General features: G+C 33.4%; 23 protein-coding genes. 13 read left to right on the top strand and 10 right to left on the bottom strand.

Annotated features, from left to right (window positions below; genetic code table 11):
- The first annotated feature begins 351 nt into the window (after positions 1 to 351).
- The 3 genes from FLACOL7796_RS08340 to FLACOL7796_RS08330 are packed head-to-tail and all read left to right on the top strand — an operon-like array spanning position 352 to position 2,257.
- Entirely contained in the window at positions 352 to 1,200 is an 849-nt protein-coding gene (locus FLACOL7796_RS08340; RefSeq protein WP_173970349.1) for an alpha/beta fold hydrolase, read from the top strand.
- A gap of 3 nt (positions 1,201 to 1,203) precedes the next feature.
- Positions 1,204 to 1,677 carry an RNA polymerase sigma factor gene (locus FLACOL7796_RS08335; protein ID WP_173970348.1) on the top strand — a complete coding sequence of 158 codons (474 nt, stop codon included), beginning with the start codon at positions 1,204 to 1,206 and terminating at the stop codon, positions 1,675 to 1,677.
- Positions 1,664 to 2,257, top strand: a complete 594-nt coding sequence (locus FLACOL7796_RS08330; RefSeq protein WP_173970347.1) for a hypothetical protein — start codon at positions 1,664 to 1,666, stop codon at positions 2,255 to 2,257. The genes FLACOL7796_RS08335 and FLACOL7796_RS08330 overlap by 14 nt, the downstream gene beginning before the upstream one ends.
- Positions 2,258 to 2,324: 67 nt before the next feature.
- On the opposite strand, the gene FLACOL7796_RS08325 is transcribed toward FLACOL7796_RS08330, so the two are convergent.
- Complete coding sequence (locus tag FLACOL7796_RS08325; protein WP_173970346.1) at positions 2,325 to 2,723, bottom strand: MmpS family transport accessory protein; 399 nt, start codon at positions 2,721 to 2,723, stop codon at positions 2,325 to 2,327.
- Positions 2,724 to 2,889: 166 nt separating this feature from the next.
- On the opposite strand from FLACOL7796_RS08325, the gene FLACOL7796_RS08320 reads away from it, so the two are divergent.
- The 3 genes from FLACOL7796_RS08320 (at position 2,890) to FLACOL7796_RS08310 (ending at position 6,320) form a co-directional block, all read left to right on the top strand.
- Positions 2,890 to 4,902, top strand: coding sequence for a tetratricopeptide repeat-containing sensor histidine kinase (locus FLACOL7796_RS08320; protein ID WP_173970345.1), 2,013 nt, complete (start codon positions 2,890 to 2,892; stop codon positions 4,900 to 4,902).
- Positions 4,895 to 5,530 carry a response regulator transcription factor gene (locus tag FLACOL7796_RS08315; RefSeq protein WP_173970344.1) on the top strand — a complete coding sequence of 212 codons (636 nt, stop codon included), beginning with the start codon at positions 4,895 to 4,897 and terminating at the stop codon, positions 5,528 to 5,530. The genes FLACOL7796_RS08320 and FLACOL7796_RS08315 overlap by 8 nt, the downstream gene beginning before the upstream one ends.
- Before the next feature lie 103 nt (positions 5,531 to 5,633).
- Positions 5,634 to 6,320: a zinc metallopeptidase gene (locus FLACOL7796_RS08310; protein WP_173970343.1), complete on the top strand. Its 687-nt coding sequence runs from the start codon at positions 5,634 to 5,636 to the stop codon at positions 6,318 to 6,320.
- Positions 6,321 to 6,764: 444 nt separating this feature from the next.
- Here the strand turns inward: FLACOL7796_RS08310 and FLACOL7796_RS08305 are convergent, their stop codons facing one another.
- The 3 genes from FLACOL7796_RS08305 to FLACOL7796_RS08295 form a co-directional block, all read right to left on the bottom strand.
- Entirely contained in the window at positions 6,765 to 7,235 is a 471-nt protein-coding gene (locus FLACOL7796_RS08305) for an Lrp/AsnC family transcriptional regulator (protein ID WP_007811264.1), read from the bottom strand.
- A gap of 297 nt (positions 7,236 to 7,532) precedes the next feature.
- Positions 7,533 to 8,282, bottom strand: a complete 750-nt coding sequence (locus FLACOL7796_RS08300; RefSeq protein ID WP_041518659.1) for a uroporphyrinogen-III synthase — start codon at positions 8,280 to 8,282, stop codon at positions 7,533 to 7,535.
- Positions 8,283 to 8,296: 14 nt separating this feature from the next.
- Positions 8,297 to 8,989, bottom strand: a complete 693-nt coding sequence (locus FLACOL7796_RS08295) for a DUF4271 domain-containing protein (RefSeq protein WP_173970342.1) — start codon at positions 8,987 to 8,989, stop codon at positions 8,297 to 8,299.
- Between the two features lie 106 nt (positions 8,990 to 9,095).
- On the opposite strand from FLACOL7796_RS08295, the gene FLACOL7796_RS08290 reads away from it, so the two are divergent.
- The 3 genes from FLACOL7796_RS08290 to FLACOL7796_RS08280 are packed head-to-tail and all read left to right on the top strand — an operon-like array spanning position 9,096 to position 11,664.
- The gene (locus tag FLACOL7796_RS08290; RefSeq protein WP_173970341.1) at positions 9,096 to 9,821 is read left to right on the top strand and encodes a polyprenol monophosphomannose synthase; all 726 of its coding nucleotides are present in this window, start codon (positions 9,096 to 9,098) and stop codon (positions 9,819 to 9,821) included.
- A gap of 13 nt (positions 9,822 to 9,834) precedes the next feature.
- Positions 9,835 to 11,175 (top strand): dihydroorotase, encoded by a 1,341-nt coding sequence (locus FLACOL7796_RS08285; RefSeq protein ID WP_173970340.1) that lies wholly within the window; start codon positions 9,835 to 9,837, stop codon positions 11,173 to 11,175.
- A gap of 9 nt (positions 11,176 to 11,184) precedes the next feature.
- On the top strand, positions 11,185 to 11,664 hold the full coding sequence (locus FLACOL7796_RS08280; RefSeq protein WP_173970339.1) for a DUF4296 domain-containing protein: 480 nt from the start codon (positions 11,185 to 11,187) through the stop codon (positions 11,662 to 11,664).
- 3 nt (positions 11,665 to 11,667) lie between these two features.
- Here FLACOL7796_RS08280 and FLACOL7796_RS08275 read toward each other — a convergent pair whose 3' ends face one another.
- Positions 11,668 to 12,666: an NAD-dependent epimerase/dehydratase family protein gene (locus FLACOL7796_RS08275; RefSeq protein WP_173970338.1), complete on the bottom strand. Its 999-nt coding sequence runs from the start codon at positions 12,664 to 12,666 to the stop codon at positions 11,668 to 11,670.
- A gap of 476 nt (positions 12,667 to 13,142) precedes the next feature.
- Here FLACOL7796_RS08275 and tyrS point away from each other — a divergent pair, with 476 nt between their 5' ends.
- Positions 13,143 to 14,438 (top strand): tyrosine--tRNA ligase, encoded by a 1,296-nt coding sequence (tyrS, locus tag FLACOL7796_RS08270; RefSeq protein WP_173970337.1) that lies wholly within the window; start codon positions 13,143 to 13,145, stop codon positions 14,436 to 14,438.
- A gap of 201 nt (positions 14,439 to 14,639) precedes the next feature.
- Here the strand turns inward: tyrS and FLACOL7796_RS08265 are convergent, their stop codons facing one another.
- From FLACOL7796_RS08265 to FLACOL7796_RS08250, 4 genes are all read right to left on the bottom strand, one after another.
- Positions 14,640 to 15,620 (bottom strand): LuxE/PaaK family acyltransferase, encoded by a 981-nt coding sequence (locus FLACOL7796_RS08265; protein ID WP_173970336.1) that lies wholly within the window; start codon positions 15,618 to 15,620, stop codon positions 14,640 to 14,642.
- A 138-nt stretch (positions 15,621 to 15,758) separates the two neighbouring features.
- The gene (locus FLACOL7796_RS08260; RefSeq protein ID WP_173970335.1) at positions 15,759 to 16,097 is read right to left on the bottom strand and encodes a T9SS type A sorting domain-containing protein; all 339 of its coding nucleotides are present in this window, start codon (positions 16,095 to 16,097) and stop codon (positions 15,759 to 15,761) included.
- A 163-nt stretch (positions 16,098 to 16,260) separates the two neighbouring features.
- Entirely contained in the window at positions 16,261 to 17,397 is a 1,137-nt protein-coding gene (locus FLACOL7796_RS08255) for a hypothetical protein (RefSeq protein ID WP_173970334.1), read from the bottom strand.
- Positions 17,398 to 17,607: 210 nt separating this feature from the next.
- Complete coding sequence (locus tag FLACOL7796_RS08250; protein ID WP_173970333.1) at positions 17,608 to 20,382, bottom strand: TonB-dependent receptor; 2,775 nt, start codon at positions 20,380 to 20,382, stop codon at positions 17,608 to 17,610.
- A gap of 233 nt (positions 20,383 to 20,615) precedes the next feature.
- On the opposite strand from FLACOL7796_RS08250, the gene FLACOL7796_RS08245 reads away from it, so the two are divergent.
- The 3 genes from FLACOL7796_RS08245 to FLACOL7796_RS08235 all read left to right on the top strand — a co-directional run bounded on the left by FLACOL7796_RS08245 (position 20,616) and on the right by FLACOL7796_RS08235 (position 24,048).
- Positions 20,616 to 21,299, top strand: a complete 684-nt coding sequence (locus FLACOL7796_RS08245; RefSeq protein ID WP_041518469.1) for a response regulator transcription factor — start codon at positions 20,616 to 20,618, stop codon at positions 21,297 to 21,299.
- A gap of 203 nt (positions 21,300 to 21,502) precedes the next feature.
- Positions 21,503 to 22,582: a sensor histidine kinase gene (locus tag FLACOL7796_RS08240; RefSeq protein ID WP_173970332.1), complete on the top strand. Its 1,080-nt coding sequence runs from the start codon at positions 21,503 to 21,505 to the stop codon at positions 22,580 to 22,582.
- 170 nt (positions 22,583 to 22,752) lie between these two features.
- Positions 22,753 to 24,048 carry a porin gene (locus FLACOL7796_RS08235; RefSeq protein ID WP_173970331.1) on the top strand — a complete coding sequence of 432 codons (1,296 nt, stop codon included), beginning with the start codon at positions 22,753 to 22,755 and terminating at the stop codon, positions 24,046 to 24,048.
- Between the two features lie 2 nt (positions 24,049 to 24,050).
- Here the strand turns inward: FLACOL7796_RS08235 and FLACOL7796_RS08230 are convergent, their stop codons facing one another.
- Positions 24,051 to 25,121, bottom strand: a complete 1,071-nt coding sequence (locus tag FLACOL7796_RS08230; protein ID WP_173970330.1) for a glycosyltransferase — start codon at positions 25,119 to 25,121, stop codon at positions 24,051 to 24,053.
- Positions 25,122 to 25,247: the final 126 nt, after the last annotated feature.

Genomic DNA, 25,247 nt, shown 5'->3' with positions numbered 1-25,247 from the left:
CCAATTTTATGATTGGGGTTTGGGATTTTTTTTATAATTACCTCATTTTATGTCTTTGTGAGGAACGAAGCAATCTCACTTGCTGCATAACGTTTTGTGTCTTATTGTAATGTGGTTGCTTCGTTCCTCGCAATGACAATATTGAAAAAAACTTTGCGCCCTTGCGCCTTTGCGAGCAAAAAAAACTAGCGCCCTTTGCGTAAACCTTCGCGCCCTTTGCGGTTAAATAACGCCCATAAACACTGAGGTTTTAAATTTTTTTATTAATTTTTTCATTTTAGTTGTAACATTTTAAAACTTCCCGTATCCAAAAGGCGAATTAAATCATTTAACAACTTAAATCTATTAAAAATGAAAAAGTATATCATCCTGGTTATCGCCCTTTTATTTTCAGCATTATGTTTAAATGTTTTTGCGCAAACAAAACAATGTCCTTTTGAAGTTCTTAAAACCGGAAAAGGAAAACAGACAATAGTATTCATTCCCGGATTTGCCTCTTCAGGAGATGTGTGGAATGAAACCAGAGCAAACTTCGAAAAAGATTTTACCTGTTACACTTTTACAATGGCAGGTTTTGCCGGAGTAAAACCTCAAGGAAACGCAACATTCAAAAATTGGGAAAACGAAATTGCCGATTATATCAAAGCAAATAAAATAGAAAAACCAATTATTGTTGGACACAGTATGGGTGGCGGATTAGCATTGGCAATTGCTGCAGATTATCCTGAATTAATCAGTAAAATTGTTGTGGTCGATGCATTGCCATGTTTAGGCGCGTTGATGGATCCTTCATTCAAATCAAAAGAAAATAATGACTGTTCAGCTATGGTAAATCAAATGACGGCATTATCAGATACTCAGTTTGCTGATATGCAGAAAAAAACAATGCCAAGACTTCTTGAAGATACTTCGAAACTGGATATGGTAGTAGATTGGAGCGTAAAATCAGATCGAAAAACCTTTGCCGAAATGTATTGCGATTTCTCTAATACAGATTTAAGAGATAAAATTGCTGCTATAAAATGTCCGTCTTTAATTTTACTGGAATCTTATTTTGTAAATTTAAAACCTGCAATTGATGCTCAGTATAAAAATTTAAAAACAGGCAATTTTCAATATGCCAATAAAGGCTTACACTTTATAATGTATGATGATAAAGTGTGGTATTTAAATCAGATCAACAATTTTATAAAATCGTAATAAATGGAGTTTGAAACTATTTATAAAACGTATTGGGACAGAATATTCAGGCTTTGTATGGGTTTTGTCAACAATCATGATGTTGCTCAGGATTTAGCTCAGGAAACTTTTATTATTGTCTGGCAAAAGCTGGAAACTTTTAGAAATGAATCGAGTATAGGAACCTGGATTTTTAGAATCGCATCCAATAATTGTTTAAGGCAGATCGAAAAAGAAAAACGTTTTCCTAAATCGGATTTACCCAATCATCTTACCGAAGAAAAACAAACATCATTAGAACCGCAAATTCAGTTTTTGTATCAATGTATTGCCGAATTGCCGGAAACAGAACGTATCATTATTTCGCTGGAATTAGAAGATGTAAAGCAAGCCGAAATAGCCAAAATTATTGGTCTTTCTGAAGCAAATGTTAGAGTGAAAATTCACAGAATTAAAGAAAAACTGACTCAAAAATTTAAAGAAAATGGACAACAATAATATAGACTTTAAAGATTTATGGAAGAAACAAGCCGTAAATAAACCCAATATCGAAGATTTGTTGGCGAGATTAAAACAGTTTAAAAAAGCAAGTTTAAGATCATTGTGGAGAACTAATATTTTGCTTGCAGTAACAAGTGCTTTTATAATTTTTATATGGTACCGTTATCAGCCTGAATTTATCTCGACCAAAATTGGGATCATATTAGCGATTTTAGCAATGGTAATGTACGTTGGAGTTTACAACAGAGTATTGAGTACTTTTAAAAATATAGATTCGACACAAACCAATCAGGAATATTTGCAACAATTAATCTTGATTAGAAAAAAGCAACAATACATGCAGTCGAAAGTGTTAAGTTGGTATTTTGTTTTGCTTATGGCAGGAATTTGCTTGTATATGTATGAATACGCATCAAGAATGACTGTTTTCTATGCTTTGATAACCTACGGAATCACTTTATTATGGATTGCCTTTAACTGGTTTTACATTCGCCCAAAACAAATTACAAAACAACAAGATAAAATTAATGGATTGATTGAAAAGTTTGAAGCGATCAACCACCAATTGGAAGAATAAAAAAAGCTCCACAATAATGTGGAGCTCCTTTTTTCCAAAATTAAAATAAAAATTCTACTCCTAAAACTTATAGAGGAAAAACATAAGGTGTAAGAGGTAATACAATTATTCCATCACTAGTTGCTGTAGCAGTTAGCTCATTTTCTAGTTTTCCTCCAATATAAATTTTACCAGTTAATTGTTGTCCTGCAACTCCACCGTGGCCACTTGCGCTTAATGACGCTCCTAAAGATTTTGCATCAGCAGTAAATTCTTTTGTCCATGGAAGTTTAGTGATATCTTCGTTTAATGCATTTCCGCCTTTTTCAAAATAAAATACAGACACACTTCCTGTATAATTTCCAGTTATTTCATATTTCACATCTCTTGAAGCTGCCTTTGAGTCATTATCGTTATCGCTGCTGCATGATCCTACTGTAAAAGCAAGAGTTAATACAATTGCTAAAGTCTTTAAAACTGATTTCATAATATTTTTTTTATTAATTAACATTCATTTAAAACAAAATTAGGTGCTTAGAAAAGAGATGGCAATACCTGATAAAATGCATTTTGAATTACCTGATATCAGGTAAAAGTGGTGTAATTCCTTTTCAAACATTTTTTTATTTATAAATTTGAATAAATACCATTTTATGAAGAAAATCTACTTATTGCTATTATTTCTTTTTTCATCTGCCGTTTCACATTCGCAGGTAATCCTTTCTCTTGATGATGATTCGGTTTATATAGACAGTATTGCTAAAATCACTAAAAATACAAAATCAGATAGTATAAAATGCCTGTATAGTTTTAAATTATCTAAACTGTATTTGATGGTTCAGGATGCCAAAAAATCAAAAGAATATTTAGAACAGGCCAATAAATTAAAAAGTAAATTTCCGTTCTTAAACGATGCGGGGGTATTTTACAATTCGTATAGCTTCTTAGAAAAAGGTGATGTTGACGGTTTTGAAAAAACACTTCTTGACGGAAACGAAAAACTAAAAAAATATTATAATACCGAAGCTTTTCGACTCAGGGCAATTATCCTGCAGAATTACGGTATTATGCAGCAACGTAAAAACAACGAAAAAGCCTATATGAAATTGCTGATTAATGAAGCGATTCCTGCGGCAAAAAAAAGTCGTGATTATGAACTTATAAGTGGTTTGTATAAAGCAGTTGCTATTATTTTTATGAATAACAACGAACGCGAGAAAGCGAGCGAATATTTAAATGAAGCCCAGCTTTATATTGAAAGAGCCATTAAAAAATCGCCAACTCTTGCCGAATCAAAAATGGAAACTTATATTATTAATGCTGAAAACCTGGTAGAATTGAAGCATTTTTATGATGCCGAAAAAGTACTCGATAAAGCATTTTCGACATTAAAAAATTTCCCGGACTCGAATTTAAACGATTCGTATTTTTATTCGGAAGGATTGTATTACGCCAAACAAAATAAAAATGCAATCGCTTTAGAAAGTTATGAAAAAGGAATAAAATCAGCCGAAAAACACCTAAATGCCATCGCTTTAAACCGATTGAAATTTGCTGAATATGAAGTGCTTTTTAGATTAAAGAATTATGAAAAGGCAAAAAAGAACTTAGAATATCTTTTAAAAAATACTCCTTTTGTTGTAGATAAAAAGAATTATTATAACGAATTGGCCAAAGTGTACAATGCCACAAAAGAATATGATAAGGCCTATTTTTATTCGCATAAATATAATGCAGTAAACGATAGTCTCAATAATACCAAGTTCAAAAGTGAGATTGTAGAACTTGAAGCAAAATATAAAAAAGCCGAAAGCGAGAAAAAAATAACGATGCTGCAATCGCTAAATGATAAAGCCGCCTTGATGGTGTACAGCAATCGATTAAATTCATTGCTATTTGCTGGTTTATCTTTTCTGTTGCTTTTGATTGTTTTATTCCTGTGGATTTTTAATAAAAACCAAAAAAAATTAAGTGTTCAAAAAGAAATCAATCTCAAACAAGAATTATCTGCTTTTGAAGACCGACATAAACTTTCGGTTTCTAAAGCTTTGATTCAGGGAGAAGAAATGGAACGTAAAAGAATTGCCAGAGATTTGCATGATGGTTTGGGAAGTATGCTTTCGAGTGTGAAAATTCATTTGAATCTGGCCAAAAAAGAAAATGCCGAAACCGTAAATGGAGTAGACGCGTTGCTGGACAATTCGATCAAAGAACTTCGCAATATATCGCAGAATCTAATGCCGGAAAGTTTGTTAGAATTGAGTTTAGAACATGCTTTGAGAGATTTGTGCGCGGCAAATTCTAATGCTGTTACCAAAGTTGAATTTCAATACCTGATAAAAAAATCAAGGCTTCCTAAAAATTACGAAATCATGATTTACAGAATTATTCAGGAATTGTTGAATAATGCTTTAAAATATGCAAAAGCCTCTCAGGTTTTGGTTTCATGCTCCCAAAACAAAGATGTATTTTTTATTACGGTCGAAGATAATGGAGTTGGTTTTGATATTTCCGACCCAAAAAACAAAAACGGAATGGGGCTGAAAAATATTAAAAACCGTGTAGAATTCCTGAACGGAAAATTAGAAATTGAAAGTAAACCCAATCAGGGAACATCAGCATATATTGAATTGAATGTAATAAACGAAAATCAGGAAAATGAGTAAAAAATATAAAATGGTTGTGGTGGATGATCATCCTATTGTGATTTCGGGTATTTCAGGACTCTTAGCTGATTTAGAAAACATAGAAATAATCGAGAAAATGCAATCTGGTGTTACGCTTCTCGATTACATAGAAAGCAATAAAGTAGATTTGGTTTTAATCGATATTTTTTTGCCGGTAATAACGGGTATAGATTTATGCAAAGCCATTAAACAGAAATATCCTCGGGTAATTGTTATCGGGATGAGCAGTCAGTCTGAACGAAGTTTAGTGATGAAGTTTATTCAGAATGGCGGAAATGGTTATATTTTGAAAAGTGCTTCGTTTGATGAATTTAAAAACTGTATCAATAAAGCAATTGAAGGCGAAATTGTTTTTAGTGATGAGGTTAAAACAATTGTGAGTCAGCCATTATCTGAAGATTTAGATACAATTCCCAGTTTAAGCAGAAGAGAAAAAGACATCGCTGTTTTACTTTCAAAAGGAAAACAAACTCAGGAAATTGCCGATGAACTTTTTTTAAGTTTCTTAACGGTACAAACGCACAGACGAAATATTCTTCAGAAATATAAAACTAAAAATGTAGCAGAATTAATTACGCTATTGCTGAAAAACAATCTTTTAGATTGAAAAAATGTCCGTAAAAATGCCAAAATGACATTTTTTGAGTTTGGTTCAGAAATTGCAGTTTCTTTTGTAACTTTAATAATCAATCAAATAAAAGTAAAAAAATATGGGAAGTGGATATTTAATTCTGGCCGGAGCAATTATGTTGTTCAGCTGGATAGTGAGTTCAAAGCTCAAGAGCAAATTTGAATTATATTCGAAATTACAATTACGAAACGGAATGAGTGGTGCTGAAATCGCCGAAAAAATGTTGGCTGATAACGGAATTACAGATGTTCGTGTTATCTCTACTCCGGGACAGTTAACAGATCATTACAATCCTTCAGATAAAACGGTGAATTTAAGTGAGGCAGTTTACAATCATCGTAATGCCGCCGCTGCCGCAGTTGCTGCGCACGAATGTGGTCACGCGGTTCAGCATTCTATAGGATATGAATGGCTTACTTTGCGTTCTAAATTAGTGCCAATTGTTAGCATAGCATCCAATTATGTACAATGGATTTTGCTGGCCGGAATTTTAATGATTAGAACGTTTCCGCAATTGCTATTGGTAGGAATCGTGATTTTTGCTGCAACAACATTGTTTACCATTATAACTTTGCCTGTAGAATATGATGCGAGTAACAGAGCGCTTGCCTGGTTAGAAAATAAACATATGCTGACACAGGAAGAACAAGCAGGGGCAAAAGATGCTTTAAAATGGGCGGCAAGAACCTATGTAGTAGCTGCTATAGGATCTATTGCAACGTTGCTGTACTATATCTCGATTTATTCAGGAAGTAGAAGGAACTAAAAAAAAGCAAACTACAATTTAAAAATTCCAAATTCCAAATCTGTTGGGTTTGGAATTTTTTATGCATTTCTGACTCGAAATTAAACCCGACAGGTTTTTAAAACCTGTCGGGTTTTGTTTTTATGAATTATTGAAACTTAAGAAGATGAATAATAAAACCCATATTCCGGAGATTATAAAAACGGAATTTAAATATTGTTTGTTCTCTGTTTTATGATACTTGAAAAACAGAATTAAAGAATAAATTATACTTATGGGAATTGCGAGCAAGAATAATAAAAAACCAAGTCCCGGTGTGCAGACACCACTCGGACTCGTTTTTTCTCCTATTAATGCTAATACAAAATAAGATATGAAAAAGACAATGGTTTTAATCTCAGGCCTAATGTTTGTCATGCAGGTTTTAATTATTATCTAATTATCAAATTGGTTCATTATCTAATTCTAAAGCTGTATTTGCCTGTCGATTTGCTGATCCAGCGATATAAATGTCTCAGTTCTTGAAACGCCTTCTATGGCTTGAATTTTAGTATTTAAAAGCTGCATCAGGTGTTCGTTGTCACGACAAATGATTTTAATTAAAACAGACCAGTTTCCGGTTGTATAATGACATTCCAGGACTTCCGGAATCTTTTTTAGATCTTTTACGGCTTCGGAGTTTCTTGAAGCTTTGTCCAGATAAACACCAATAAAGGCCATTGTATTATAACCCAGAACTTTTGGATTTACAGTAAATTTAGAACCTGATATTACTCCCGATTGTTCCAGTTTTTTTAAACGCTGATGAATCGCAGCTCCTGAAATGCCTATTTTATTGGCGATTTGTAAAATAGGTTTTCGGGCATCGTCCATAAGGTATCTAAGAATTTCTTTATCGATACCATCAATTTCTATTAAAAGGGAGTTGATTTTCATAACTTATAATTTGAAACTATTTAATGTGATTTGGGTTTAGAATAGAAATCAAATGTAGTTAAAATGATGTAAAAAGAAAAATTCCAATATTGAAACTCCAAATTCCAATTTTTATGCTGAAGCTACGGCATCAAATTCCAAAACATAGCCCGTGGTTTCAACCACGGGGAGATAATGGATTGCGTCCCAACGGTTGAAACCGTTGTTTATGTTGAAATAGGTCTAAAAAGAAAAATTCCAAATCCCAGCATTAAAGTCGGAATTTGGAATTTTAAAAAATTAAATATTTTGAAGGAATTATTTTCCTTTGTTTGCTTCTGCGATGTATTTTTCTAAAGCCATTGTCATAGAAGGAGTTTCAGGAGTTGGAGCAAGAATGTCGATTCTTAAACCATGATCAAGAGCTTCTTTTTGAGTTGTGCTTCCAAAAACAGCGATTCTGGTATCATTTTGCTTAAAGTCCGGGAAGTTTTTAAATAAAGATTTAATTCCGGTTGGACTAAAAAATGCTAAAACATCGTAATAAACATCTGCAAGATCAGATAAGTCGCTCATTACTGTTTTGTAAAAAACAGCTTGTGCCCAGTCTACTTTTAGATTGTTTAACGTTATAGGAGCATCAGCATTTAATTGATCAGATGCTGGTAACAAGAACTTTTCGTCTTTGTACTTTTTGATAAGTGGTGATAAGTCTGCAAAATCTTTTGCTCCAACGTAAATTTTACGTTTTCTATACACAACATACTTTTGCAGGTAAAATGCAACAGCTTCAGATTGGCAGAAATATTTCAATCCTTCAGGAACTTTATAACGCATTTCATCTGCTACTCTAAAAAAATGATCCACCGCATTACGGCTTGTCAAAATTATGGCAGTATAGTGATTAAGATCGATTTTTTGTAATCGAATCTCTTTTGCATTAACCCCTTCCACATGAATAAATGGTCTGAAATCAATTTTTATTTTGTGTTTTTGTTGGAGCTCAAAGTAAGGAGAATTTTCCACTTTAGGTTCAGGCTGTGACACCAAAATTGTTTTCACTTTCATATTGTAAACTTTTTCTAAGCGTTCCCTTTTGTAATCCAATAATAAAGAAAATAATAAGGGGCTATTTCAAGAGCGCAAAGATATAAAATAAAATAAAATAACTTGCTGATTATTACGTTTTGATACGTTTTTATTGAAATAAAATATGAGTATAGGCTGATACATAGCGAAATACCTATGATTGCTAGCGGTATAATTTTAGGAATATTGTCATAATAAAACAAAATAGCATTAATAGGAAGCACTAAAACGCCTATGTAAGTTCTGTAAGTGACTTTTTGTAAGTTAAAAAGGTCGGCAAACTCATCAATGTTGAATGAAGTTGCAACAATTTTTTCGATTAAAAACTTCGCTAAAATAAAATAAAGTAAAAATGTAGCGATCTGAATAAACAAGATCCAGTCGGTTTTTAAAACGCTATAAGTTCCCGTTTTAGGATCTTCTGAAAAAATATGCATCGTCAACTGAATGAAAAATGCATACGAAATAATCTGAACGAAAAACAAACCAACCGTAAAACTACTTTTCAGGTGGTTGTTGTCGCGGTAAATTTTTGCGTATTTGTCTGAAAAAATAAGCTTGCTGAATTCGCTAAATCTAGTTTCATAAGCTGATTTAGTCATAGCTACAACAGCAAAGGTCAACACAAATAAAAGTGTTGCCCAGTCTTTGTTTTCGATAATTCGAGGGTGAAGTTGTTCAATCATAACGACACAAAATTAGTAATTTTTTGTCTCAATACTTTTATTATATTTTTATTATGAATCAAATGCTATAAAAAGTTTACTTTTGCGATGAAATTTACGCAGAAAAATGAATGATTGTATTGTCATAATCCCCACTTACAACGAAATCGAAAATATTGAAAGTATAGTTAGAGCTGTACTTTCGCAACACAAACCCTTTCATCTTTTGATTATTGATGATAATTCGCCCGATTTTACGGCCAATAAGGTAATTGCGTTGCAGGAAGAATTTCCTGATAGATTGTTTTTAGAAAAAAGAGCCAAAAAATCAGGTTTAGGAACTGCTTATGTTCACGGTTTCAAATGGGCTTTAGAGCGCAAATACAATTACATTTTTGAGATGGACGCTGATTTTTCTCATAACCCCAATGACCTTGAAAAATTATTTGATGCTTGCCATTTTGGTGGAGCAGATCTGGCTATTGGTTCTCGTTATGTAACCGGAGTAAATGTTGTAAACTGGCCATTAAGCCGTGTTTTAATGTCTTATTTTGCCTCTGTTTACGTGAAGTTTATTACCGGAATGAAAATTCATGATGCCACGGCAGGTTTTGTTTGTTATAAAAGAGAAGTTTTGGAAAAAATCAATCTTAACAAAATTAAATTTGTGGGTTATGCTTTTCAGATCGAAATGAAATACAGAACCTATTGTGCTAAATTTGAAATTACTGAGGTTCCTATTATCTTTACAGACAGAACAAAAGGAGTTTCGAAAATGAGCAATGCCATTATCAAAGAAGCAATTCTTGGTGTAATTTCACTAAGATTAAAAAAACTAGTCAATACCTTATAATACCACAATGGCGATGAACAGGATTTTAATAAAGAATGCTAAAATTGTAAACGAAGGATCTATTTTTGAAGGTGATGTCTTAATCGAAAACGACCTGATCGTTGAGGTGGCAGACAGTATCAGCCTAAAATCATCTGATTGTAAAGTAATCGATGCCGAAGGAAGTTATTTAATTCCGGGAGCAATCGATGATCAGGTACATTTTAGAGAACCGGGATTAACACATAAAGGAGATATCGAATCAGAATCGAGAGCGGCAGTAGCAGGAGGAATTACTTCTTTTATCGAGCAGCCCAACACGGTTCCTAATGCAGTTACTCAGGAAATTTTAGAAGATAAATATCAAATTGCTGCGGTGAAATCATTTGCGAATTATTCGTTTATGATGGGCGCAACCAATGATAATCTGGAAGAAGTTTTAAAAACCAATCCAAAAAATGTTGCCGGAATCAAGATTTTCTTAGGTTCGTCTACCGGAAATATGCTGGTAGATAACGAAGCGACTTTAGAAAAAATATTTTCAAGTACGCCAATGTTAATTGCGGTACATTGCGAAGATGAAACTACAATTCAGAATAATCTTGCTGCTTTTAAAGAGCAATATGGTGATGATGTTCCGGTGACGGCGCACCATTTGATTCGTAGTGCCGAGGCTTGTTATATTTCATCATCAAAAGCGGTGGCACTGGCAAAGAAAACAGGAGCACGTTTGCATATTTTTCATCTTTCGACTGCGAAAGAAATGGAATTGTTTACAAATAAAATTCCGTTAGAAGATAAAAAAATTACCGCTGAGGTTTGTGTACACCATCTTTGGTTTACCGATGAAGATTATAAAACAAAAGGAAATTTCATCAAATGGAATCCTGCTGTAAAAACTGCCCAGGACAGAGCAGAACTGTGGAAAGCATTAAATGATGGTCGTATAGATGTAATTGCTACAGACCATGCACCACATACGAAAGAAGAAAAAATGCAATCTTATCTTAATGCGCCTTCAGGAGGACCTCTTGTACAACACGCTGTTGTGGCAATGTTCGAAGCGCATCACCAGGGAAAAATTACTGTAGAGAAAATCGTAGAGAAAATGTGCCACAATCCGGCTAAAATTTTCAAAATCGAAAAAAGAGGTTTTATAAAAGAAGGTTATTTTGCTGATTTGGTAATTGTAAATCCAAGTTTACCATGGAGTGTAAAACCAGAAAATATCCTTGCAAAATGCGGATGGTCGCCTTTTGAAAATTATACTTTTAAATCAAGAATTACGCACACTTTCGTGAATGGAGAACTGGTTTATAATAATTTTAAAGTAAAAGACCTTCGCAACGGAAAAAGATTATTGTTTGATAGATAAAAAGCTGAAATGAAGAATTGTATAGTAATAATATTGGTTTTGTTTCTTTCTGTAAGTTGTAAAAAAGAGTTGGTCAAACAACCTGCAAAACTTATAGAGAAAGAAAAGATGGTCGATATTATGTATGATTTGTCTCTTTTGGACGCAATGAGATATCAAAATCCACTTCCGCTGGACTCGGTTGAAACAGATCCTGTAAAATTCATTTTAAGAAAATTCAAAGTTGATAGTTTACAGTTTGCCCAAAGTAATATGTATTACGCAGCCGATTATGAGGGTTACAAAGAAATGTTTGACGAGGTAAGTAAACGATTGGCTGTAAATCAAAGAGCTACAGATTCGATCTTGAAAATCGAAGAGAAAAAAGCAGCTAAAGAAAAAAAGCAGAAAGAAAAAGATTCGATTAAAGAAGCTGTTAAGAAACCTTTGAAACAACAAGCTACTATCGATTCGATAAAACAATTAATACAATTAAGAAAAAAGAGATAGATTTTACTTCAAACTCTCTTTTATATATTGATGCACATCTAGAAAAACCGTTCCCAGAGCGGTTTTTATTTTTTCATTAGCATACAGATTTTTAGAATAAGAAGCTTTTGCAGTTGCTTTCGTAAGATGTCTTTTTTGAAAAAACAGCGTTGAAAATACTAAATCTGCCATCCAAAGAAAATTCATAAATAACGGTTTTGCATGTTTGGCCGGTCTTTTTACTTTTAAGGTATCGGCAATTGTGTTTAGGATATCCTGAAAAACAATATTATCTGCAATTAGAGTAAAACGTTCGTTTTTGATGTCGTTTTTCATTAATTCGTGCGAAATTCGAACTACATCATCCACGGTAATAAAACCGGTGCTTCCAAGCGTATAAAAAGAAAGTCCGTTGGCTACTTTTCGGTACAATTCGACACTTCCTTCATCGAAGATTTTTGTTGCTGCAATTGGTCCTAAAATCACACCCGGATTGATAATGATAATGTCTAAGCCTTCCTGAAGTGCGCGCCAGACTTCCATTTCGGCACCATATTTAGAAATGGCATAATCGCTGTGTGGTTTTTCCGGATTCCAGTCGGTTTCTTCGGTAATGTAAGTTTCATGCGGTGCTATATCTCCTAAAGCAGCAATAGAACTCACATAACAGAATTTCTTTATTCCTTTGGCAATCGAAAAATTAACCATATTCGCCGTTCCTTCGATATTAGTTTTTCGAAGAGATTCTTCATCTTTAGGATCAAAAGAAATAAAAGCGGCACAATGATAAACGTAGTCAATATCTATAAAAGCAACTTCTAACGAGGGAACATCAAGAATATCAGCTTCAAGCCAATTGATTTTTTCGAATAAATCTCCTTTTTTATACAATTCAAAAACCGATTTTGTTTTTTGAATGTTATCCTGATTTCGGTAAATCGCCCGAACATTTTCTCCATTTTCAATTAAATGAAGCAATAAATGCGAGCCTACTAAACCTGTTCCTCCAGTTACTAATACCATTTTGTAAAGATATTGAATGATTTACTAATTCGAAATTATTTCTTGAAATTGATTTTAAAAAGTTGATTAAAATAGTATTCAAAACCACATCTAAAAGAAAGAAAAATATTACTTTTGTGTCGAAATATTCATTTGTTTGATGTTGTAGAGATTATAAATTGTTTAATTAATCAGCGAAGTAAGAAATTACAAAGTTTGATGTGAGAAGAAGAAAAATTATATTATGGTTTTTAGGATCAGGTTCGTTTTTATTGTTTTTAATGATTCAGTTACTCGGATTTGATAATGACCTGGCCAAGGTTTATTTTTTATGTTTTAGTATTTTATGTTTTTTTATAGTGTTGCTTTTTAATGTTTTCTCTTTTTTGCGTAAAAAGGATTTAACGGTATAATTTTATTCGATTTTAAATCAGTCGTTCAATTCATTTTTGAGATTGCAATTCACAATTGCTATATTTGCACAAATTATTTTAAAAATGAAGAATCTAGTTGAAGAATTAAAGTGGCGAGGGTTATATCATGATAGCATGCCAGGAACGGAAGAACAATTGCTAAAAGAGGTAACGACGGCATATATAGGTTTTGATCCAACGGCAGATTCACTACATATTGGTAGTATGGTTCAGATTATTTTATTGGTGCACTTAAACAGAACCGGTCATAAAGCGATCGCCCTGGTAGGTGGTGCAACCGGAATGATTGGTGACCCATCTGGGAAATCTGACGAAAGAAATCTGTTGAACGAAGAAACTTTGGCTAAAAACGTTGCGGGAATAAAAAGTGTTTTGTCTCGTTTCTTAGACTTTAATTCAAAAGAAACAAATGCTCCGGTTATGGTAAATAACTATGACTGGATGAAAGAATTCTCGTTTATTGATTTTGCCCGTGAAGTTGGAAAGCGTATCACGGTAAATTACATGATGGCGAAGGATTCAGTAAAAAAGAGATTTGCCGGAGAAGGCGAAGGAATGTCTTTTACAGAGTTTACCTATCAATTAATTCAGGGATACGATTTTTATCATTTATATAAAAACAACAATTGCGTTTTGCAAATGGGAGGTTCTGACCAATGGGGTAATATTACCACGGGTACAGAGTTAGTGCGTAGAATGGGAGGAGAAAATGCAAAAGCTTTTGCTTTGACAACACCATTAATTACAAAAGCTGACGGTTCTAAGTTCGGTAAATCTGAAGGTGGAAATGTTTGGTTAGATGCAGATAAAACTTCGGTATATAAATTTTACCAGTTTTGGGTAAATTCAACTGATGTTGATGCTGAGAAATATATCAAAATCTTTACTTTTTTAGATAAAGAAACGATTGATGCTTTGATCGAAGAGCACAAAACGGCTCCGCATTTAAGAGTTTTACAAAAGAAACTGGCTGAAGAAATCACGATTTTTGTTCATTCTGAAGAAGAATTAGAGAAAGCAATTCAGGCTTCGAATATTTTGTTTGGAAATTCTACTGCAGACGATTTGAAGAAATTAGATGAAACTACTTTCTTAGAAGTTTTTGACGGAGTTCCGCAAGCTGAAATCGCAAAAGCAGATTTAGAAAACGGATTGGATATAATCTCGGTTTTAAACGAAAAAACAGGTTTCTTTAAATCAAACGGAGAAGCGCGACGTGCTTTAACAGCAAACTCAATCTCGGTAAACAGAGAAAAAATAAAAGAAGATTTTGTATTGACTACAAATGATTTGATTAATAATCAGTTTGTGTTATTACAAAGCGGAAAGAAAAATTATTTTGTGATTCGAGTGGTTTAAAAGGTTTAACTGTTTAATCGGTTAATTGTTTAATCGATCTAGCTGAATCTTTTAAATTAAATATATATCCCAATGTTCTAAAAGAATGTTGGGATTTTTTTATTGAAAAAAAAATCATTCCTTAGGAATGTTTCGTTGGTAGAATTAATTATGCGTTATCGATTAAACGATTAAACAATTTAACAAATCCACGATTAAACGCTAAAGCACCATCAAATTACAACCACGAATATCAGAATTATCAAAACGTCCCAATACCTCGAAAGAGTTGTTGGGATTTTTTTTGCCCAAATCCTGCGTGGCAATAAAAGAACAAGAGTTGATGTTGGCTAAATCGATGACGTTTATTCCGCCGGTTTTTCCATCTTTCACGTAAGTGAGAGCATCTTCAGGATCGCGAATTAAAATGTGCATCCATGACGGACATTCGAAAACACCTTCGCCTAAAGAATAGGCTTGTCCTAAAAGTTCTGTCATTCCGTATTCTGAGTGAATTGCAGTAACGCCAAAACCTTTGCAAAGTTGTTCGTGCAATTCTTCGCGAATCATTTCTTTACGTTTTCCTTTCATTCCTCCGGTTTCCATAATGATGGTATTCTGAAGGTTGAATTGGTGCTTTTCGATTAAATCTAATAAAGCGTAAGTAACTCCAATTAAAATAACATTTTGACCGGATTCATCAAGAGCTGTTAGTTTTTTTATTAAGTCGTCGTGATTGTGTAAATAAAACCCGCTCTCAGGCTGATTGGATAGCTTTATAAGATCTTCGACCATATAAATTAACGAAGAGCCGTCGCGTTCGAGATAAGACGGTAAAAGGGCTAAAACAACATAATCTTCGATATTGCCGTAAAATTGAGAAAATCCATTGCGGTAACTTTCCTCATATAGGGAAACATCGGTCACTATGTGTCGGCTTGTAATCATTCCGGTTGTTCCGCTGCTGGTAAAAGTAACCTGAGCAGGATCGTTATTAGAAACAACATTATGACTTTTGAAAAACTGAATAGGTAAAAATGGAATTTGCTCCAGCGATTTTACCTGTTGTGGATTTACTTTTAAAAAATCGCAGAAATCACGATATACAACGTTATTCTCATGTTGAAAACGAAACACTTTTAAAGCGATCTTTTCAAATTGTTTCTGACTCGAAATCGTAAATATATCGTTGGATGTAATCAAAACTTTTTTTGTGCAAAGATATTGTTTTTAGTTTTTAGTCGCGGTTTTCAGTGGGAGTTTTTGGTATGTAGTGAAACTGAAAACTGACACTGGGACTGAAAACTAAAAAAGCTCCTGAAAAGGAGCTTTTTTTATGATTTATCGAATAATGAGCTTTCTTGTTGCAGAAGCATTTTCTTCGCTTATTTTAATGATGTATACACCTGGAACAAGTTCTGATACATTTAATTCTCTTGAACTTAAATGTGTTTGAAGTACTTTTTTACCCAGAACATCAAAAATTATAATTTCTTTTTCAAGGTCATATTTAGACGAGATGGATACTTTTCCGCTTGTCACGGGATTAGGGTACAAGCTTAGACCCTCAATGGTAGTTGCCTCTTGAGGTTTTGGTAATTGCTTACTATCTTGCGCCGAGACACTTATAGTAAAGAAAAAAGCCAATAAGAATGTAATATAAAAGTAGTTTTTTGCCATCGCATTTTTTTGATTACCGTAAATATACAAAAAAAATTACAAAAAGTGAGCCAAAAAAAAACATCCTAAAAATTTAGGATGTTTTTAACAATTTATTTCGAAGTTATTAGAAATCAGCTAATCAATTAATGATGATGTGGTTTCTTAAACTTTATTTGTCTAATTACTTAGTCCAAGTAGCCCAAGTAGGTAACTCAGCACCAGCACCAGCACCAGTTGCTACACCAACAGTTCCTGATAATTTAGGACCAGTTAAATTCGTGATTGCAGCACCAATGTTGTAGTTTACGATAGTAAAGAAACCATCAGTAATGTTTTTAGCAGCAGCGTTATCTGTAGAAGATATTTTGATAAGTGCAGCTGGCATATCGTTATCAACATAGAAGTTTGTGTAAGCTTGTTTTCCACCACCATCTTTGTAGTTGATTGTTTTTTCGTCAGCTATGAAAGTAGCACCACCTTTGATGATAGAGAAGTTAACCAATTTAGCAGTAGTTACCGGAGTAGCTTCACCTGGGTTTTTCTCGTTGTTTGATCCTTCAATTGCAGCTTTTGATACTCCTTTGATGTATACATTAGTTGCAGTTCCTTGCCATCCGTCAGCGAAATCTAATGAGTCATCATAAGAATTTACGATTACTAAGTTAGAAGCGTTAACAGCTCCACCGAAAAATTCAATACCGTCATCACCACTTTCGAAAGTATAGATATCAGATACTACAGTTCCAGAACCTACACCGAAGAAAGAGATACCATTGTATTCTTTAGTTGGAGAGAATTTTGAACCAGTGTAAGAGATTTTCAAGAAGTTAATGTTTCCAGAAGAATCTGCATTATTAGTTCCACCGTAGCTTAAACCACCTACTTCAGATGTACCGTTATCTCCAGTGTTTACTTTAGCGTTACCAGCAATGATTAAACCTCCCCAGCTTCCTTCAGTTGGAATTGCTTTTGCAGATGTCATAACTACAGGTTTTGCAGAAGTACCATTAATGTTTATTTTTGCATTTCTTTCTACAGCAATGTATAAAGCATTAGGATCTATAGTAGCAGAAGCTTTTATAGTTGTTCCTGCAGGAATTACTAAAGTCGCTCCACCTTTTACTAATAATGGTCCTGTTAAAAGGTATGTTTGACTTGCGTCTAATGTTACTGTACCGTCTTTAATTTCTCCTTTAAGATCATCAGCTTTTAATACAAAAGTACTTTTGTTATCGTCGCTTTTGTTGTTGTCGTCAGAACTACAGCTTGTTAAAGCAAGTCCTAATATTGCAGCCATTGCAAATAATGATTTTTTCATTGTGTTGTGTTTTTTATTGTTTTATTTATTTATGGCAAAGTAAACGAACATATGTTTTTGCTGAGTTAAGACGGTATTAACAATATATTAAGTATAAGGGGATGAAGAGGATGCCGCTTAATGTAAAATTTACATTTGAATTTTACTCCATAAAAAAAGGTGATTAGAATATTGTCTAATCACCTTTCTTGTTTTTATTAAGATGTTTTTTTAAAACGTATAGTTTAAAGTAAGTCTTAAATCAGATCCGGCTTTGTATGAAGTTACAGTAACATCACCTACAGCGCTTTTTCCTGGTACTTCACCTTGTTCCTGTACACGCTCAAAAGTTGGGTTTAAGATGTTATTGTAAATAAGACCTAATTTTAAGCTTTTAGTTAAACTTGTGTTTAAGATAAAATCTAATTTATTTACAGCCTTATCAACCTGGTTCCCAATTTGAGAAGTTCCAATTACAGCTAATTTGTCTGAGAAATAAGAGTAAGAAACCGTTGCTGAAATATCGTTGTGATCTGTAAACTCTTTCAAAAGAGAAAGGTTAGCATTAGCAAGGAAAGTAGAAGCTCCTGTTAACTTACTATTTTTAAAAGTAAAATCAGCTCCAAAACCATTTTCTCTGTTTACTTTTTCGTTACTCAAATCCTGATCACTGTAAAGGTAAGATCCGTTTACGTCAAACGAAAGTTTTGTTTTAAGGCTATTAGCATTTTCGATTTCAAAAATATCTTTTCTAATCTCTAATTCAACTCCTGCTACAGTTGCTTTATCTCCTGTATTAGCATATGTAATATCATTTGAAGAAGAGTTTTCGAACATTTCGTTTATTGGGTTTTGGATGATTTTACCAAACGCAGTAACAGAAATTAATTCTCCCGCTTTAGGGAAATATTCCCATCCTAAATCAGCATTGTAATTTGTTGAAGGATACAGATCAGGGTTTCCTCTATAAGCTTGTGTTACATCTTCATAAACAATTGGCACTTTTTCTTTAAACTGAGGAAGAGTATAAGTTTTGCTGGCAGAAAACTTTAAGTTTTGTTTGTCATTTAAAGTGTATTTCGAAATTAAACTTGGTAAAACATTGAACTTTGAGTAATCAGAGTTTTTTCCGTCAATAAGAGTAGTTGTGATGAAGAAAACATCTTGAGTCAATTGTTCGAATCTCGCTCCTAAAATTACACTTAGTTTTTCAGTAAGCGCATATTGTACATTAGCAAATCCACCATTCGTATTCAAATTTCCATTGTATGATTGGTAAATTCTGTTAGATGAAGAAGAACCAAAATGAGCTTCATCTAAATAGTTATCCGTATGGTTGATATCTGATTTTGGGAAAGAAATTGTAGTTCTGTCAGGAAAGAATGAAAACTGTTGCATTGTGTAATCCAGTTTTTTGAATTTTCCAGAGTAACCAAATATTATTTTTCCTTTGAAACCATCATCATTTTTACTGAAGTTATAAGAAAGAGCAGCGTTTGCAGCAAATTCATTTTCTTTTAACTCTTGAAAAAATCTGTGATTATTAATGTTTGAGTTGATAAAGAAAGTATAATCTGTTCCGTTTGCAGAGTGAACAAATGTGTTTTGCATACGATCCGGAATAGCACTATTTGAAATACTGTATCCTGCACCCCAATTTAAATTCCATCTGTCGTTAAATTTATTTTTACCCGTTAATTGATTTACAATTAATTGAGTTCTTTCGAAAGTTCCACGTTTGATGAAACCACTAGTTTGCTGAAGTTCAGTATCACCACCACCATCAAAGTTTACGTTCGTTCCTTCATATTCGCTATAATCCTGATCACTTGAATTTAAAAATAAAGAAGTCAGCATTATAGAATTTTTGTTGTTGATTTTATAATCAGCCGTAGCCATAACAGTTGTTGTAGTGTTATGCTTGTAAGCTGTTCTGTATAAATCACTATTAATGTTTCCGTTAGCATTAATAGAACCTCTGCTATATCCTTCTGTAAATCTATTTCTTGCACTAAAAGATCCTGTAACAAAAGTTCCTATTGAGCTTTCGTCGTTTATAGTAAATCTTTTTCCTGCAGATAATGTGTAAAATGCATTTAATACATTTTTATCTTCTTGTCTGTCCCAGCTTGTTGCATAGTTGTAAGGTTTTAAAGGCGCATCAGGAATACCAACTTTTTTGAACCCTGAGTAAGAAGGTCCGTCCTGAAGGTAAAAATGATCTTGTCCTAAAACGTTTGTATTAGCTCCGGTTCCGATTGAAAAACTAACAAAAGGTTTTCCGTTGAATTTTTTTGCGCTAATATCGATATTTGCTCCACCAAAATCGGCGTAGTTTTGTACCTCAAATGTTTTACTAATTCCAATATTATCTACAATGTTAGTTGTAAAAATATCCAGAAGGATGTTTTTGTTTGCCGGATTGTTTGATGGTAATGGAAGTCCGTTTAAGGTAGTAACATTGTAACGGTCCCCTAATCCCCTTACAAATACATTTCCTGAATCGTCATTTTTCGAAACACCACTTACTTTAGCTACAGCATTAGCGACATCATTAATTCCCTTTCTGGAAATTTCTTCTGCACCAATTGCCGCTTTAAAAGCAACAGCATTCTTTTGGTCTAATAATAAAGCCGATTCTTTTTGCTTGTTTACAGCCGATGATTTTACGACTACATCCTTAAGATTATAACTTCCAGACGAAAGTATCTGATTTACTTTGATAGTCTCATTTGCTTTAACAGTTACTGGTTGCTCTACAGATTCATATCCAACGAAACTAAAAATAATAATATAATTTCCCGGATTTACGCTCAACGAATATTTTCCGTCAATGTCAGTGTTCGCGCTTGTTGTAGTCCCTTTTACTAAAACATTTGCGAAAGGTAAAGGCTGATTGTTGGTTTCTTTGTCGGTTAATACACCAGAAATCGTACCTTTGTTTTGCGCGACCGAAATCGTACAAATAAATAATGTAATAAATAGAAATTTTAAATTGAATTTCATTTCAGTGTTGTGTTTAATTTATTTTTGTGCAAAGAAAGAAACGCCGTGTAAAGTTCATGTTAGGCACTTGTTATGTTTTTGTGTCTTGTAGATTATCAAATTGTTACCAGATTAAATTACCGTTAACCGCAGTTTTTAACGGTTATTTTGTTAGTATATTTACGCTGTGAAATAAAAAACATCGAATGTATAATGAAGAAAATTTGATGTAAAAATCTCAATTTTTGCTATTTATGAAAAAAACACAAACCAAGATTTTATTAGTTGACGATGAACCAGATATCTTAGAAATCGTTGGCTATAACCTTGCTCAGGAAGGCTACCAGATTGTAACGGCTTCTAACGGAAAAGAAGCTATTGCAAAGGCTCAGAAAGAATTGCCGGACTTAATTATTATGGATGTAATGATGGCCGAAATGGATGGAATGGAAGCTTGCGAACACATCAGAAAAATCCCTGAATTAAATAATGTTATCATAACATTCTTAACAGCGAGAAGCGAAGATTACTCACAAGTGGCTGGCTTTGATGCAGGTGCAGATGATTATATCACCAAACCAATAAAACCAAAATTACTGGTAAGCAAAGTAAAGGCTTTGTTAAGAAGGTTAAAAGAACAAGAAGTTGTTAGTGACACTCTAAACGTTGGTGGAATCGAGATTAACCGAGAGGAATATAAGATCATAAAAGGCAATGTAGAAATTGCTTTACCAAGAAAAGAATTCGAATTATTTTATTTATTAGCATCAAAACCTGGGAAAGTTTTTAAAAGAGACGAAATCCTTGATAAAGTTTGGGGTAATGAAGTGGTAGTAGGAGGAAGAACAATAGATGTTCATATTAGAAAACTACGCGAAAAAATAGGAGAAGACCTTTTTAAAACCATCAAAGGTGTTGGTTATAAATTTGAAGTCTAGACATTCAATAAATATTTGAACCATATAAGTTCATTTAAATTATAGTACAACATACTTTTCGAATCAAAGTTTATCTTTGTCAAAGTTCAAAACTTTGACAGAGATTTCTTTTTTTAAGTTCTTAATGTATTATACAATTGCGCTTTACTTTAAATGAACTTATATAACTTATATGGTAAAAATATAATCTCTTAATAATATCAATGAAAATTAATTTTAAAAAAACATACAAATTTGCTGTAAAGTCGGCATTATACATAAGTCTTTTCGGAACAGGATTTGTACTGATCCTGATGAATTTATTCTATAAAAATCAACTGAAACATCAGGTTGCATTTGGAATTATTTTTATTATTTCAATTTATATTTTCTCATTTCTCGTATTACAATATCGTGTAGAGCGATTTATTTACAGAAGGGTAAAGAAAATCTACGATGAGGTTTCGTTGTTAGAATCTACAACATTAATCAATCAGCCAATTACTACAGATATGGAAACGCTTTCGCGTGAAGTGAAAAAGTTTGCTACCGACAAAAAGCTGGAAATCGAAATGCTCGAAATTCGTGAACAATACCGCAGAGAATTTTTAGGTAATGTTTCGCACGAACTTAAAACCCCATTGTTTACGGTTCAGGGCTATGTTTCGACTTTGCTTGATGGCGCGATGGACGATAAGAACATTAGAAAAAAATATTTAAAACGTGCTGAAAAGGGAGTAGAGCGTCTTATATATATTGTAGAAGATCTGGACATGATTACCAAATTAGAATCAGGTGATCTGGATTTGAATATGACTGATTTTAATATCGTTGAACTGATTCAGAATGTTTTTGATTTATTGGAAATGAAAGCCGACAAAAAGAAAATCAAATTGGCTTTTGAAAGCAAAAATGTACAATCAGTTATCATTCGCGGAGATCAGGACAGGATTCAGCAAGTTTTAGAAAACCTGATTGTCAACTCTATCAAATATGGTAAAGATGGCGGTTTAACCGAGGTTGGTGTGGTAAACTTAACCAAGAAAAAAGTCTTAATTCGTATTAGCGATAACGGAGAAGGAGTTGAAAAACAAAATATTCCAAGACTTTTCGAACGTTTTTACAGAGTTGATAAAAGCGGAACCCGTTCAGAAGGTGGTTCTGGTCTTGGATTAGCGATTGTAAAACATATTATTGAAGCTCATAAAGAGAAAGTATATGTAGAAAGTGAATTCGGAATTGGATCTGAGTTTTCTTTTACACTCGAAAAAGCCCATAAAGCTGTAAAAACCGAAGTTAAATAATTGTAAGCTGATTTAAGCGAAGTGCCTTAAAATAAGGCGTTTTAACAATTAATCAATTTACGGCAAAACTTCGTAACATTAAATTTTTATTATAGTAACATCCTGTTAATGATTTCTTAACATTGATGCTACATCTTTGTACCCTGAAATTAAGGGATATTAGAGAAAGGATGATAAAAAGAAAATTAGTTGCCGTTTTATTGCTGTTAAATTTTGCAGCAAATGCTCAGGATTTAAATAAACAGGATGTAAAAAACGAAGTAATGCGTATTTTAGATTCTATCAACAAAGCAAAACTTCCGGACACTAAATCCGGAGGAGGAGTTGAAGAACACTGGTATGACAGAATCTCTTTAAGAGGATATGCACAAATACGATACAATGGTCTTTTCTCTACAAATGATAAAGTTTCCTGCGAGCAATGTGATAAATCCTGGGGAACAACCTCTACTGATCCGGATGCAAAAGCCAACAACGGACTTTTTATCAGACGTGCACGTTTAGTGTTTTCAGGGCAAGTACACCCTAATGTGTTTTTTTATTTCCAACCTGATTTTGCGAGTTCGCCAAGTACAGGAATCCAGAATTTTGTTCAGATTCGTGATTTGTATTTTGATCTTTCTTTTGATAAAAAAAGAGAATATCGCGTTCGTGTTGGGCAAAGTAAAATTCCATATGGTTTCGAAAATATGCAATCCAGTTCACAGCGTTTAGCATTAGACCGTAATGATGCGATGAATAGCGCCATATTAAACGAACGTGATTTAGGAATATTCTTTTATTGGGCTCCGGCCGAAATCAGAGAGCGTTTTGCCATGTTAGTAAAAGATGGTTATAAAGGTTCTGGTGATTATGGAGTTTTTGCTTTTGGAGTTTACAATGGGCAAATTGCCAATAAACTTGATGGTAACCGAGATTTAAATGTTGTTGCCAGATTAACCTATCCTTTTGTTATTGGCAGCCAGATTATAGAGCCAGGAATTCAGGCTTATACAGGAAAATGGGCTTTTACAGGCGAAATTTCACCGGGAGTAAAAGTCAATGATCCGCAATATGTTAAGGACCAAAGAGTAGGAGCAACGTTTGTTTTGTATCCAAGACCTTTCGGAATCCAGACAGAATATAATATTGGTACAGGACCTCGTTACAATACAGTAACCAATACGGTTGACGAAACAGATTTAAACGGTGGTTATGTTTTGCTGAATTATAAATTAGATATTAAAAAACAACACATATATCCTTTCGCAAAATTTCAATATTATGATGGAGGAAAAAAATACGAAAAAGACGCCAGAAGTTATGTTGTTAGAGATTATGAAATTGGTATAGAATGGCAGCCCATTAAAGCTTTTGAGTTTACAGCCGAATATGTCATTGCTGACAGGACTTTCGAAGACAGTGTGCTTCCTATCAACCGTCAGCAAGGAAATTTATTACGACTGCAAGCCCAGTTTAATTTCTAAAATTAATCTTCGAAAACGCTAAATAGCGAATCCCAGTCGATATCTTCGTTAAACTGAGTTAAACCTTTAAACGACTTTACTTTTGAAAGATCTTCAATGGTAAAGTCGTTTTGCATTGCATACGGTACCAAGTTTTCTTCCTGAAGTTTTATCGCTAAATATTCTTGCTCATATTGTCCCGGAGTTGGAATAAAAAAAGCTTTTTTACCCAATTTTGCCAAATCCATTACAGTTGTATAACCCGAACGACATAAAACAAAATCACTTTCGTTAAAAGTTTGTTCCAGTTGTTTTGAGTTCATAAAATTGTAATACGTAACATTTCCGGCTTGCCATTTGGTTTGCGTTTTCTCTACAATACCTTGTACAAAAACCACTTTACCTTTATAATTTGCAACTTCTTTTTGAAGTTTCTCGTCTAAAAAAGTACGCTGAGGTTCAGGACCAGACAAAATCACCATCAAATCATACAATTTTGGAGTTTCCTTTTTACGCATTCTGCTCAAAGGACCAATATATTTTAAGTTAAGATGATTGGTTTTAAGATGCCCCAGGTTACCGGTTAAATTCACCGTTTCATTGGTGTCGGGTACCCAGCATTCATTGTATTTTTTTATAATATACTGATGGCATTTACTGGTAAACCAAGTCGTGTTTCCGGTCATGACATTCAATTGATGTGTCATAAAAACAGATGGGATTTTTTTACTGAAAACACCTAATCGGTTGTCTGAAATAATACCATCGATCCCGTGTTTTTTGATCCAGCGGTTCACCATTTTTTTCTCATCTAAAATAGCGACAATCATTTTGGGTAAACTTTTAATCAGCTTCCATTTAAAGTTTTTGCCGTTTTTAGCATATTCAATATGATAAGAAGGCAATTCCAGTGTTTGAATATACGGAAATTCCTTTCTTAATAATGCCAGGGCAACCCCATCAGAAGCTATTATCGGGATAAAATTATTTTCTTGAAGCGCTTTTATAATTGGGATACATCTTGTGGCATGGCCTAATCCCCAGTTTAATGGAGCAACTAAAATTGTTTTGTTCGCAGAATAGTCAATGCTCATAGTTTAACGCTTTTTAAAAACGAAGATAAAGAAATAAGCTTTTTATGTTATTTCGTACATATTACTAAATTATTAACTCTGATTTAAGCTTCTAAGTTTCTAAGGTACTAAGATGCTAAGTTTTAA

Origin of the sequence: Flavobacterium bizetiae (assembly GCF_902804475.1) — a bacterium.
Taxonomy (GTDB): domain Bacteria; phylum Bacteroidota; class Bacteroidia; order Flavobacteriales; family Flavobacteriaceae; genus Flavobacterium; species Flavobacterium bizetiae.
Note: the sequence above shows the minus strand (reverse complement) of the source record. Positions and strands in the feature narration are given on the sequence as shown.